Annotated in this window: 14 protein-coding genes; 9 read left to right on the top strand and 5 right to left on the bottom strand. The window is 44.1% G+C overall.

Features of this window, described 5'->3' with window-relative positions:
* Nucleotides 1-127 precede the first annotated feature (127 nt).
* The 8 genes from OH456_RS07580 (at nucleotide 128) to OH456_RS07545 (ending at nucleotide 7,200) form a co-directional block, all read left to right on the top strand.
* Nucleotides 128-580 carry a septal ring lytic transglycosylase RlpA family protein gene (locus tag OH456_RS07580; RefSeq protein ID WP_270033210.1) on the top strand — a complete coding sequence of 151 codons (453 nt, stop codon included), beginning with the start codon at nucleotides 128-130 and terminating at the stop codon, nucleotides 578-580.
* A gap of 67 nt (nucleotides 581-647) precedes the next feature.
* A complete protein-coding gene (locus tag OH456_RS07575) occupies nucleotides 648-1,223 on the top strand; it encodes a sugar O-acetyltransferase (protein WP_270033209.1) in 576 nt (191 codons plus the stop codon).
* 352 nt (nucleotides 1,224-1,575) lie between these two features.
* Entirely contained in the window at nucleotides 1,576-2,589 is a 1,014-nt protein-coding gene (locus tag OH456_RS07570) for a substrate-binding domain-containing protein (RefSeq protein ID WP_031495695.1), read from the top strand.
* Between the two features lie 19 nt (nucleotides 2,590-2,608).
* On the top strand, nucleotides 2,609-3,628 hold the full coding sequence (locus OH456_RS07565; protein ID WP_063605437.1) for an ABC transporter substrate-binding protein: 1,020 nt from the start codon (nucleotides 2,609-2,611) through the stop codon (nucleotides 3,626-3,628).
* Nucleotides 3,629-3,645: 17 nt separating this feature from the next.
* Nucleotides 3,646-4,488 carry an ABC transporter permease gene (locus tag OH456_RS07560; protein ID WP_006072327.1) on the top strand — a complete coding sequence of 281 codons (843 nt, stop codon included), beginning with the start codon at nucleotides 3,646-3,648 and terminating at the stop codon, nucleotides 4,486-4,488.
* A 3-nt stretch (nucleotides 4,489-4,491) separates the two neighbouring features.
* Nucleotides 4,492-5,280: an ABC transporter permease gene (locus OH456_RS07555; RefSeq protein ID WP_124941009.1), complete on the top strand. Its 789-nt coding sequence runs from the start codon at nucleotides 4,492-4,494 to the stop codon at nucleotides 5,278-5,280.
* An 11-nt stretch (nucleotides 5,281-5,291) separates the two neighbouring features.
* A complete protein-coding gene (locus OH456_RS07550; protein WP_124941010.1) occupies nucleotides 5,292-6,380 on the top strand; it encodes an ABC transporter ATP-binding protein in 1,089 nt (362 codons plus the stop codon).
* Nucleotides 6,381-6,384: 4 nt separating this feature from the next.
* Nucleotides 6,385-7,200 (top strand): phosphodiesterase, encoded by an 816-nt coding sequence (locus OH456_RS07545; RefSeq protein WP_124941011.1) that lies wholly within the window; start codon nucleotides 6,385-6,387, stop codon nucleotides 7,198-7,200.
* Nucleotides 7,201-7,402: 202 nt separating this feature from the next.
* On the opposite strand, the gene OH456_RS07540 is transcribed toward OH456_RS07545, so the two are convergent.
* From OH456_RS07540 to OH456_RS07530, 3 genes are all read right to left on the bottom strand, one after another.
* Nucleotides 7,403-8,173, bottom strand: a complete 771-nt coding sequence (locus OH456_RS07540; protein ID WP_006072333.1) for a class II glutamine amidotransferase — start codon at nucleotides 8,171-8,173, stop codon at nucleotides 7,403-7,405.
* Nucleotides 8,174-8,276: 103 nt separating this feature from the next.
* Nucleotides 8,277-8,954 (bottom strand): SDR family oxidoreductase, encoded by a 678-nt coding sequence (locus OH456_RS07535; RefSeq protein ID WP_006072334.1) that lies wholly within the window; start codon nucleotides 8,952-8,954, stop codon nucleotides 8,277-8,279.
* Nucleotides 8,955-9,104: 150 nt separating this feature from the next.
* The gene (locus OH456_RS07530) at nucleotides 9,105-10,010 is read right to left on the bottom strand and encodes an AraC family transcriptional regulator (protein ID WP_006072336.1); all 906 of its coding nucleotides are present in this window, start codon (nucleotides 10,008-10,010) and stop codon (nucleotides 9,105-9,107) included.
* Nucleotides 10,011-10,151: 141 nt separating this feature from the next.
* On the opposite strand from OH456_RS07530, the gene OH456_RS07525 reads away from it, so the two are divergent.
* Nucleotides 10,152-11,303, top strand: coding sequence for an aminotransferase-like domain-containing protein (locus OH456_RS07525; RefSeq protein WP_062460058.1), 1,152 nt, complete (start codon nucleotides 10,152-10,154; stop codon nucleotides 11,301-11,303).
* Between the two features lie 79 nt (nucleotides 11,304-11,382).
* Here the strand turns inward: OH456_RS07525 and OH456_RS07520 are convergent, their stop codons facing one another.
* On the bottom strand, nucleotides 11,383-12,519 hold the full coding sequence (locus OH456_RS07520; protein WP_124941013.1) for an AI-2E family transporter: 1,137 nt from the start codon (nucleotides 12,517-12,519) through the stop codon (nucleotides 11,383-11,385).
* Nucleotides 12,512-13,198: a potassium channel family protein gene (locus OH456_RS07515; protein WP_006072341.1), complete on the bottom strand. Its 687-nt coding sequence runs from the start codon at nucleotides 13,196-13,198 to the stop codon at nucleotides 12,512-12,514. Before OH456_RS07515 ends, OH456_RS07520 begins: the two co-directional genes overlap by 8 nt.
* Between the last annotated feature and the right edge of the window lie 5 nt (nucleotides 13,199-13,203).

Raw genomic sequence — 13,203 nt, 5'->3', positions numbered from 1 at the left:
GACCGAGTGGCATCGAGGTCGTGGAAAAATCGGCCATTGATATCGAATGTTGGCTTTTGTCCCATTCGGTTGTTTTTATGAGCTTTATTGCTAAAGCGTCAACAGTTCAAGAATAGATAAACACGACATGAATAAATTTCAATTTCCAAATAATATCAAGAAGATCAATTTCATCTTTGTTGCATTAATGTTCTCTTTTCTAGCTGGTTGCTCCTCAACCGCTTCAATTGATAGTTCCAAAACTCGAAGTTATGCAAAATCCCATGAACTTGTAGGTCAAGCGTCTTGGTATGGGAATAAATACCACGGACGACGCACTGCGAGTGGTGAGCGCTATAACATGAGGGCTTATACCGCAGCTCATAAAACGTTACCTTTTGGAACGATCGTCAGAGTGACAAATACCGCTAATGGTAAAACAGTGGACGTCAAAATCAACGATAGAGGCCCGTTTGTAAAAGGTCGAATTATTGACTTATCTCGCAAGTCATTTGAACAAATTGGCGACATTAGTAAAGGGATAGCACCGGTAAAAATTGCGATTATCGATGATAGTAATACTTTTAGGTATAAGCACTAATCCACTGCCCGAATGACGCGTTGGTGATACAATTCAGCAGCAAAAAAGATCCGAGTTGAGAGACAACATGACTGAGTTCGAAAAAATGCTTGCTGGTGAAGAGTTCGATGGCGGCGCCGAAAGCATTAACCAAATCCGCGAAAACGCCTCCCTTCTGTTACAGGCAATAAATAAAAATACTGATGACATTCAACGTGGTGAGCTGTTTCAACAGTTAATGGGGAATATTGCAGATTCAAGTATTGTACGTTCTCCATTCTATTGTGAGTTTGGTAAGACGATTTCGATTGGTGAAAAGACCTTTATTAATATGAATGTCACCATGCTAGATGGTGCCAAAATCATGATTGGTAACAACGTGTTGATAGGGCCAAATACGCAGTTCTATTGCGCTAGCCACGACTTAAACTACCTCAAGCGTCGCAACTGGGAAACGATCTGTGGACCGATTACGGTGGAAGACGATGTATGGATTGGAGGTAATGTGGTGATCAATCAAGGTGTTACCATTGGAGGGCGTTCCGTGATTGCCGCTAATTCCGTTGTGAACAGTGACGTACCGCCCGACTCGTTATATGGTGGAACACCCGCTAGGTTGATTAAGAATCTCAATGAGAGCGATAACACTTACAAAGGCCAATAGCCACACAACTCAGTAAATTCTTCCGAAAGGATGGCGATTAGCATTTAGTATGAGAAATGAGCCAGAGCGCTTAATCTCTTTCGCTGCATTTCAGCTTAATTATCGTGATCCTTTCGGCGACCACTCATATTTCCCCTTGTTTCTGTGACATTAATCGTTATTTCACATTACTCTACAATTTAATTTGCTTCCGTTAAATTCAATGAAATGAAAGTGTTTCATGAATTATGTTGTCGATATATGTCGCAAAAATGCATCGATATGGTGGCTAAATTGACGCTTCTTCATTTTCTCCTTAATAAAACTGTAATGTGTCCTCTTTAATCTTGCGTTCAACAACGGAGGAGAGGCGATGAATATCAAAGATGTAGCAGAACTTGCAGGAGTGTCACCTGCAACTATCTCTCGTTATCTAAATCAGCCTCAATCTGTAGCGCATGCCACGAGCAAGAGAATTGAGAAGGTCATTACTCTCACTGGATACAGTGTTGAGCAACGACATGACCAAATTGAATTCAATAAAAATCCAACTCTCGGAGTGGTGATTCCAAGTTTAATTAACCCTGTGTTTTCAGAGGTAGTTACCGGCATCCAGCAAAGAGCGAGGCACTTTGGGTACTCGGTTGTGGTTGTTGACACTCAATATGACAGTGGCCAAGAGCAGCAAGCGGTTATCGACCTGATAAGGCAGCGTGTCGAAGGTGTCATTTTGACGATTGCAGATACCTCTGAAAATGAGGCATTGAAGCTTCTGAGAGACTTTAAGTTTCCCTACTGTTTATTGCACAACCGTTCAGATGAGCAAGAACCTTGCGTTTTTGTTGATAACTATCAAGCCGGTATTGATGTAGCTCAGCGAGTCGTGGAATTAGGACACCGAAGAGTTGGCATGTTAACGGGGCGATTTGTCTCATCTGATCGTGCTGAGCAGCGCTATAAAGGGTTTAAAAAAGGTCTTAATGACAATGGATTGGAATTAACTGAGCTACTAGAAGTAGACCAAAACAAGCTTGATCCATTTGGTGACCAAGAGATGAGTGTTATCCAGAGAGAACAGGCGCCTACAGTGTGGTTTTGTAGTAACGATTTGCTGGCATTGAAGGCGATAAATGCCGTGAAAGCCAACGGTCTACATGTACCTTCGGACATCTCAATTATCGGTTTTGACGGCATGAGTTTAGCTCAGCTTATCACCCCGACTCTCGCAACGGTTGCGGTACCACATCTAAAAATGGGGCAAGTCGCTGTAGATATTTTATTTAACGCCAAAGCAGGAGCGAGCGTATCGACTCAACTTGCTCTGGATTATCAATTGCAAATGAATGGCTCACTTGACGTGGTGCCGCACTTACAAAACAACGAATAGTCACATATTGGAGAATATAATGACTTTTACACTAGGCTCTAAAACAAAAAAACTAGCGGGAATGCTATTTGGTTTGGCTTGCGCTTCATTTCAAGCGCAGGCATCTAGCGCAATTTGCTATAACTGCCCTCCAGAGTGGGCGAACTGGGGAGGGCAATTACAGCTGATAAATAAAGAACTTGGAATTCGAGTTCCGATGGACAACAAAAATTCCGGTCAGTCTTTGTCTCAGTTAGTTGCGGAGAAAAACAATCCAGTAGCAGACGTTGTTTATTATGGCGTGTCATTTGGCATCAACGCGACTAACCAAGGGGTGGTAGAACCATACAAACCGAAGAATTGGGACCAAATTCCAGAGGGGATGAAAGATCCAAACGGTAATTGGTTCGCAATTCATTCGGGAACCATTGGCTTCTTCGTTAACGTTGATGCTTTAGATGGAGCGCCGGTCCCGCAGAGTTGGGAAGATCTTCTTAAACCAGAATATCGTGGCATGGTCGGTTATCTTGACCCAACCAGTGCGTTTGTGGGCTACGCAAGTGCGGTAGCGGTAAATGAGGCAATGGGTGGCGATATCAATGACTTCACACCTGCTATTGAGTACTTCCGCAAACTTGCGAAAAATCGCCCGATTGTCCCAAAACAAACCTCGTATGCACGTGTAATTTCGGGTGAGATTCCAATCTTATTGGATTATGACTTTAATGCGTATCGTGCCAAATATAACGACTTCTCTAATGTGGAATTTGTCATTCCGAAGGAAGGCTCTATTGCTGTTCCTTATGTAATGAGCATGGTGAAAGACTCGCCACACCCTGACAACGCAAAAAAAATCTTGGATTTTGTGTTATCCGAAAAAGGCCAACAAGTTTGGGCAAAGGCGTATTTACGACCAGTTATTGATGGGGTGATGGATGAGGATGCGAAGAGTAAGTTCCTACCTGACTCTGAATATCAGCGCGTTGGTTCAGTTAACTTTGCAAAGATGTCTGAAAACCAAGCCGCATTCGCTGACCTGTATCTAAGAGAAGTCAACTAAACCTCACCGGACCATGGATGGCGGACAAGATTTCCGCCATTGTTTTTATGAAAAAGAATCATCTATCTATTTTGCTTATTCTGCCTGCTGTAATAGTGAGCTGCGCATTTTTCTTGTTACCAGTGGTGCAACTGTTGCAGGTCTCGTTAGTTGATGGCGGTGCGCAGAGCTACATACAAATTCTAACCCGACCTTTGTACTTGAAGAGTCTTTTTTCAACCGTAACGCTTTCTGTCCTAGTCACAGTTGTGAGTTTAGCGGTGGCTACGATCAGTGGGCTGTTTTTGACGCGTTATGAGTTTAAGGGGAAGCAGTTGCTGGTTGCTATGTTGAGCTTTCCGCTTGCATTTCCCGGAGTGGTGATTGGTTTCTTCGTCATTATGCTTGCAGGACGTCAAGGTCTGTTTGCCCAAGCAGGGTTATTGCTTACTGGGGAACGTTGGATGTTTGCTTACTCAATCGCGGGATTGTTTTTGGGTTACTTGTACTTCTCAATACCTCGAGTGGTACTCACGGTCATGGGGGCCGCAGAAAAACTCGATCAAAACCTACTTGAAGCGGGGCGTTCATTAGGCGCAAATCGTTGGCAAATTTTCAAAGACGTAACGCTACCTGCGTTAAAACCAGGATTAATCTCATCGGGTTCGATCTGTTTCGCTACCTCAATGGGCGCGTTTGGCACGGCCTTCACTCTGGCAACCAACATTAACGTGTTACCAATGACGATTTACACAGAGTTCACACTCAATGCTAACTTCGCTATGGCGGCTGCTTTGAGCTTAATCCTTGGTCTAGTGACTTGGTTGTGTTTGATGTTAGCGAAGCGTCAGGGTAATTCGTCTATGGCAATGGGAGGCTAATCAATGAAGAAAGATAAGTACTTTTATATCCAGCTTGGGTTCACTTTATTGGTCTGTGCATTTCTAATTGTTCCTGTTTTTATGTCGATTGTTGCTGGACTAACGAACAACTATTTTGTTGGTGTGAAAAGTGGATTGACCCTTCGTTGGGTTGAACAAGTATGGGCACTCTATTCAGACACGATTTGGCTAACACTACAAATTGCTATCGCGACCACCATTATTAATGTGTTGGTGGGCGTACCTTGTGCTTATGTGCTGGCGAAAAGCAAAAGCCGTTGGGCATCGTTGTTTGATGAGATCTTAACCTTGCCGATTGCCATTCCCGGTATGGCAATTTCGCTTGGTTTAATCCTCGCTTACGGTGACTTTAGTGATTTCCGTTCTAACTGGACGTTTATCTTAGTGGGTCACGTTATCTTCACTTTGCCGTTTATGGTTAAGTCAGTGTTGGCGGTACTGCAAAGTATTAATTTCAATGTGTTGGAAGAGGGAGCGGCGAGTTTGGGAGCAAGCTTTTGGCAGCGTTTCTTTGATGTCATTGTCCCTAATTGCAGGGCAGGTATTGTTGCGGGTATGTTGATGACCCTCACTCTCTCTATTGGCGAGTTTAACCTGACTTGGATGCTTCACACGCCATTAACCAAAACCTTGCCTGTTGGTTTGGCTGACTCGTACGCCTCCATGCGTTTAGAGATTAGCTCTGCTTATACCTTAATTTTCCTTTGTCTCATTTTACCGTTGCTGGTTCTGGCTCAGATGCTGAACAGAAAACCGGTTACAAGCAATTAAGATTGAACTCAATGTTAGAACAAACAATGACTGGCGTAGAAATCACGCTGAAAAATATTACTAAGACTTTCCCAGATGGAACCTTGGCACTAAAACCGACTGACCTAAAAATAGAAGCGGGAGAGATTTTAGTATTACTGGGCCCTTCTGGTTGCGGGAAAACGACAACCTTGCGTCTTATTGCTGGATTGGAGTTTGCTGATGAAAATGGCGGACAAATAACTTTTGGTGATCAAGAGGTTACCGCGCTACCTATTGAGCAAAGAAAAGTCGGGATGGTGTTCCAATCATATGCGCTGTTTCCCAATATGAACGTTAGCGAAAATATCACTTATGGCCTGAAAGTTCGTGGCGTGGATCCTTCGGTACGAGCTCAAAAGCTTAAGCAGATGCTGACTATGTTCGACCTAGAAAAGTATGCCCAAAGAGGCGTCCATCAATTATCTGGTGGCCAACGTCAACGTGTGGCGTTAGCTCGCGCCATAATAACCGAACCAGATGTGTTGCTGCTTGATGAGCCGCTTTCAGCTTTGGATGCTTTGCTAAAACAACGTTTGAGAAGTGATATTCGCTCGTTGTTAAAAGAATTAGGCATCACTGCAGTGTATGTAACTCATGACCAAGAAGAAGCTATGGCGATGGGCGACAGAATTGCCGTTCTCGACCATGGTGAAATTGCCCAGATTGGTTCAGCAAAGGATATCTATCTGCAGCCAAGTAACAGCTTTGTAGCTGATTTTATCGGGCAAATGAATCGATTTGAAGGAGCGGTAGAAGCAGGGAAGTTGCTGTTGGACACCGGTAAGTACCTAAAACTGCCAGAGCATATAGACACGAATATCTCTGCTAAAAATGACTCATTGAGCGTCATGCTAAGACCAGAAGATATTATCTTGAAGGACATTAGCGATGATTGTGATGCTTTAACCGGTGTCGTAGTGAGTACGGTGTTTTTAGGGGACAGAACCCGTGTCACTTTGTCTGGAGTACAAAAGGAGTCTCAACTCATGGTTGACTGTTTTGAGCGCACTGAATATCAGGCGGGTCAAGTTGTGACTGTGTCCTTTGAACCTAGTCGTTTAATTCCTTTGAAGAAGTAAAGTTATGTTAATTGCCCAACTTACCGATTTGCATATCAAACAAGATGGCAAACCCGCGTATCGCAAGGTGGATACGTTGCGATGCCTACAGAATGCTGTACAACATATCAACCACCTTAACCCCAGACCAGATTATGTCGTTATTACCGGTGATCTTGGTGACTTTGGTACGGAACAGGAATACCAAATCATCAGGCAAGAACTAGAGAAACTGCAAATACCACTTCGGGTCGTTCCGGGTAACCACGATCACCGTGATAATTTGCGAGTGGGACTGCAACAGTTAGTCGATTTTGACCACCCAGAGTTTTGCAACTTTGTCGTTGAGCAGGATGAACAAGTTTTATTGGGTTTAGACTCGTCTGTCATTGGCAAACCTTATGGCTTTTTATCTTCACAAACACTTGAGTGGTTGCAAAGTCAGTTAGCCCGTTTATCTAATAAGTCTGTGCTTATTTTTCTACACCATCCGCCAATGCATGTCGGATTAGGGCATATGGATGTGCAAAACCTGACAAATGCAGACAGCTTATATGAAGTGTTAAGTCAGTTTGATAACGTACGCGGACTTTGCGCTGGCCACTTACACCGTCCTATCACCGCGACTTGGCGTTCAATTCCTGTTTGGGTTGGACCGTCACACAGCCATTCGGTGACGCTTGACCTCGATCCTAACGCACCGTCATCTTTTTCATTAGAGCCAAGAGCCATTCAACTGCTCAAATTTGAGAATGATTCGGTGGTGTCCCATATTAGCTACATTGAAGACAGTGATGGTCCTCATCCATTTTTCGATGAACAGGGTAGATTGATCGATTAGCGATTGAAGCAACCCAGAAAAGGTCCATGCTAGGTATGGACCCTTTTAAACTTGTTACGCGAGTATGTTGTGCTTTATTAATTACTCGTATTTTGACGCGTACGTTTCTCGTATGCTTGCGAGTACCACTCTAATAGTTCAACAACTTTAGTGTCATTCAACAGGGTTTATAGGCCGAGAGCTTCAGGATAGAACTCAGCCGTTATATATCGAGACGTATTTGCGTCGTCGTAAGGCTCAAACCATGTATATGGGTAATTGTTTGTGGTTTGAGTAGTTTCCATTCTTTGCTTTTTTCGAGAGGTTCGGACGCAACACTGACATTTTCTCCTTCTGCTTTAATAAAAACAGTTGGTGGCTCTTGGTCACTACTGTATCGTACGACCCAAAACTGTTCGCCGTCAGAGAGGCAAATAGAGGCTTTAAATGGCAAGGCTACCTCTCTTTCCGATTTGGCGTTTTCGATATCTTTGATGGTTTCAATAATGGCGTTGTTTACATTGCTCGACAGGCCATTTTTCATCATCAATAAGAAGATAAGCTCACTGTCGGTCGTTCCTTTTCGATAGTGATAAAGCGATTCAGGCAGCAGACGTTCTAGTTGGAAGCGCAGCTTCTCAAATTCATCGATTTGTCCGTTATGCATGAACATCCAATTGTCGACTACGAAAGGATGGCAGTTAGAGCGTGATACGCTCGTTCCCGTTGAAGAGCGAACATGTGCCATAAATCGATGGGAGCGAATGTGATGCGTCAGAGAACGAAGATTATCGTCACTCCAGGCAGGCATGACTTCGTGGAATTGACCAGGGATATCACGTTGCGTGTACCAACCTAACCCAAAACCGTCAGCGTTTATTCGAGTGGCACCTTTTCTTGCCTCTAAACTCTGGTTAATCAGTGAGTGTTCAGGTACATAAATTAGTTCATCTAGATAAGTTGCGGTTCCCTGATAAGCTAGCCAACGACACATTCATCGCTCCCTCTGTGTAGTGTTTGAAATGGGTACTGTTCCTAAATTAACCACTTTTGTGGCGTTCAACAAGCACCCATACCAACTGTTACAAAGGAGATGTCTACTCAATTTCAACCGGCGGTCTAAACGTCATCTCATGCATGACGACATCACTAGGCAGTTCAAGTAATAGAGAAATGGTGGATGCAACGCTTGCTGGGTGCATATACTCAGGGCGGTCTGCTTCTCTAAAGCTGGTGTCTGCGCCGCCAGGGAACAAAGAAGTCACTTTTATTCCATGAGGCTGAGCTTCTTTCATCAAGATTGCACTAAAGCCCGCAAAGCCCTGTTTCATCGCCGTGTAGACACTCATGGTTTCATTAGAGCGTTTAGCAACTGTGCTTACCACATTAATAATTTGTCCTGATTTAGCCGGTTTCATGACCTTTAAGGCTTCTCTACACAACAACGCAGGTGCACGAAGGTTGACGGCATACTGTTGGTCAAACTCTTCTAAGGTGAACTCTTCAATAGCGCATTTGCGCGAGTTCATACCCGCGTTATTAATTAGAACGTCCAACTTACCTAGTTTATCGAGCGTCTTTTGGAATAGTTCGACAGTCTGGTTGGGGTCGGTTAAGTCGGCAGCGATGGTATGACAGTTCGCTTCTTGCTCTAACTGTGCCAGTTTTTCAGGATTACGGCCCGTTGCTACTACTTGGTGGCCTTTATGGCTAAGTTCTTTTGCTAGTTCATAGCCGATACCACTTGTTGCACCAGTTACCAAGATTGTTTTCATCGCCAGAGCTCCAAATTGATAAGACGTTGAGTAGGTTGGATAGTGGCACAAGCTTACCGTGGACACGAGTAAATTACCGTACCAATTAATGAAAACAGGGCACACGTTTGTGCTTTGTTACAAAACAAATGCAAAGGGAGAGGCAACTGGTCAATAAAAACTGATAGGCAGATAAAAATCCAGTTCAAAAACTTCGTCAGGCGCCAAGAAATGATTGCGATGATAATGTACGTAAGCTGGGGTTGCACTGGCTTTGAAGCCAGACTGCGGTAACCATTTCTCTTGGATTCGACTTATTTGCGGAAGCAACTCACCGTAAACACCTTGAAGACGGAAGACGGCGTGTAAACCACCCGGAATGGTCATTTGGTTTACGGTACCTCGAAGTTTGATCGGAGCATCAATTTCTAGGCATGCGACATAGCGACACTTATCTAGTTCAACCCAAGCGGGGTTCGAATGATGTAATCCAAACTGTACCGAAAAATCTCGTTTTTCAGCGCTTGCCCATGCTTTGAGCATTTGCCATGGCTTACCTATAGAGCGATTGTAACCAATGTGACGGATATATGCGACGCGACGTGGCGGCGCGTCGATAATTTTGGGGGCGGGAATAGGACGATCCACAGCTCGGGCATAACCCGCAGCAACGTCGGGGTCCGCTAAATAAGGCTTGTGTGATACTTGAGGATCGTGTTTTCGCCACTGACCGGGTGAGAGCCTGAACACGTCTTTGAACGCACGCGAAAATGATGATATTGAGCTAAAACCACTCTTATTTGCTATCTGCTGAATGCTAGATTTGGTATCGAACATTAATTGATTTGCAGCGTATTCCATTCTAGTGCGGCGGATATATTGATGCAGTGATTCACCAACGACTTCCTTAAATACTCGATGGAAATGCTGTTCGGAATAGGCCCCAATAGCAGCGAGCTCTTTTCCGGAAAGCTCTTTACTTATATCACTGTGGATATAGAACAGGACGTCGTTGATTCGAGTTAGATGACGGGCATTCACAATCAAAATCGCATAAATGGACATGTTTATAAGCATAAATGGACAACATGAAGCTTGCAATAGCGTGTAAGCTGATTTTTCGTTATGGCGGGGTAGTTTAAATCTCTCTATACACATCATTAATTGTTCTTAATCTAAAATAATGCCCCGCTATTAGTTGTATTGGTAAGGAAATATATGGAAATCGCTCGCTCTCTTCAAAATGTCCCTTCGTCTTATATTCGTGAAATTCTGAGTGCAGCTAGCGATCCAAGCGTCATTTCACTGGCTGGAGGATTGCCAGATCCGGATACATTCCCCATCGAGCTAATGCGCTCCACGTTTGAAGGGTTATGTGATAAGCCTGAGGTATTCCAGTACGGAACCACGGCAGGGTATACGCCGTTACTCGATTTCCTATCGGACTATTACCAACTACCAAGCAATCACAGTGCGGTTGTTTGTACAGGATCTCAGCAAGGTCTGGATTTGGTGGCAAGAGCTTACATTAATCCGGGTGATACGGTCGTAATGGAAGCGCCTAGTTATCTGGGGGCTATGCAAGTGTTCGGCTTAGTTGGGGCGAATATCGTGACGGTGTCACAAGTAGCTTCCGGCCCTAATCTAGAACAACTTGAAACGTGCTTTAAAATCAACTCGCCAAAAATGTTTTATGCAGTGCCAGATTTCCACAATCCGACAGGTGTTTGTTGGACACTGGAAACGCGTCAAAAAGTCGCGGAGCTTTGCATTCAATACAATGTGGCATTTATTGAAGATGCTCCGTACCGCGAACTCCGATTTACCGGAGAGGCGTTGCCAATGGTCTCGACCTTTTGTCCAGATAACTCCATTGTATTTCGTTCGTTCTCTAAAATTGCTTCTCCAGGCCTTCGCATTGGTGTGGTCACTGGCAAGAAGAGCTATATTGAGCCGATTATTAAGATCAAACAAGGTGCCGATCTGCACTCCAGCATTCCAATGCAAGCTGCGCTACTGGGCTTGCTAAAACATGATGACTTTGACGCCCACCTAGATACAGTAAAAGGGATTTATAAGGCGCGTTATCAAACGCTATTTGAAGCATTAGAAGCTAAGTTACCTGAGAGTTGTACGTTGAACTCTGTTGATGGCGGTATGTTTATTTGGGTTGGGATTCCTTCGTGCGATACGTTTGAATTAGCTAAGGCACTGTTGTCAAAAGGTGTTGCCGTGGTTCCTAGCCCTGTATTTTATCCAGAGGCAAACGGGCAGCCTTCGGCACTTCGCTTGAACTTCACTAACTCAACGCCTGAAGAGCTTGTAAAAGCAGTGGATGTGCTCGCAAATGTCCTAAGCGAACACCAGTAACGTTCCGCAGCCTCTTAAATAACGCAGCCGATAAAGCTTAGTGACTTTATCGGCTGTTTTTTATCCGTTGTCCATTGTATTAGCTGTTTTCGGCTTTCGTATTACTTTCAGATGATGCCTCAACGTCGTCTTCTGATAACTCGGTCTGCTCTTCGTAATTAATCCAGAATAAGAACAATTCATACCAAATGGCGAGAATAATAGCGCCGAGGAACAGACCAATAATTCCTGCGAATAACATCCCACCGATGGCACCGATTAAGATAATAGGCATCGGCACATCAACGCCACGTCCCATCAACATAGGCTTGAGAATGTTATCAGATAATCCACCCGCTAATGCCCAAATAGTAAACAGTGTCGTACTAGTTCCGTCTCCTGTGGAATAAACGTAGAAAATTACCGGTGCAACGATAAGTAGAGCAGGTAACTGAGCGATACAAAGGATCAATGTTGCGAGTGTCAGCAAACCAGCAGCCGGAACTTTAAACACAAACATCGCAGCACCGATGATTGCCGCTTGAATAAACGCCACACCAACAACACCTAGTAATACACTGCGAATAGTTGCTGCCATCAAGTTAGCCCACTGTTCAGCTTTTTTCCCAACAGCTCTTACTGCGACGGTTTCTAACGCTCCTGAAATTTTCTCTGCATGTGCCATAAATCCACCGGCAATTGCGAGGGAAATGATGAACATAATCAAGCTTGTTAATGCACCGCCTAATATGGAGGCGACAGTACCGAGAAAGCCTTTAATCTCAGGCAAAAACTGCTGTATAGCTTTTTCCATGTTAGTGGCGAACAGGTTCCAAATGCTATACAGCTTGTCACCAATGACAGGGATGTCGGCGACCTTAGAGGTGGGCCCCGGGATTTTTATCTCGCCACTTTGTATTACTTCAGTGGTATGAGCGACGCCCTCGTAAATTGAACCAGAAACCATGACGAAAGGGATCACCAACAAAGAAATACCGATTAAGGAGACCAGAGTAGCGGCTAATCCCCGTTTGCCACCTAATGAGCTCTCTAATTTTTTGGTCAGTGGCAACAAGGCGACGGCTATGATTGAGCCCCAGAGGACGGGGATGATAAAAGGTTTGATGATATCGTAGGTGAAGGTCAGCAATATCACCAATAAACCAATTCGAATGGCCGATTCCACCATATTATTGACAAAGAGCTTGCTTTGACGCTGTTCAGTCTGTCTATCCATTGTTGTTTTCCCTGTTTTCGATATTTGCACTTACCAAACTTGATACGACTATTGCCATATAGAACACTCCGACAATGGCTTCCAAATACACGACAACTTGTGCTAGCGGAGTAATTGGACTGATGTCGCCATAACCTAACGTTGTTAAAGTAACGAAGCTGAAATACGCTGCGTTAGAGAAATTCTCTCCCCACGTAATGGCTTCGAGCCCCGTAAAGGCTTGTGGGGAATATTCGATAATAATTAAGTAAACGATAGCCCACATTAAGCCGAGTAGTAAAAATAATGCTACTGAACCAATGACTTTGTTGGTGTTGACCTTGCCGTGGAAGAGCACCTGTTTAGCAGTCGACTTAAAGGTGCCAAAGAAGAATGAGAAGGTGAGAGCGAGCATAACGAAGTCCATTTCACGGATCTCGAAAACAATTTTTGCCAACGTCGCTAAGATCCATAGGCATACCAGCGTTATCAAAAATCGCGTCCATCCTTTATCGAATCGCAGACTGGCCAAGCAAACAATGAAAGTGACGATGATAAACAGTTGAAGAACATGATCTATTACACCTTGCCCAACGATTTCGGCCAATGCTGAGCTGATAAGTAACGCGATTAACGCTACAGTAAGATAGAAGAAATTATTGTCTTCATTGATTTTTCTTAACCGATTCCCCATTCCCATCATCG

This window comes from Vibrio sp. La 4.2.2, from assembly GCF_027586995.1.
Lineage (GTDB): Bacteria > Pseudomonadota > Gammaproteobacteria > Enterobacterales > Vibrionaceae > Vibrio > Vibrio mediterranei.
Note: the sequence above shows the minus strand (reverse complement) of the source record. Positions and strands in the feature narration are given on the sequence as shown.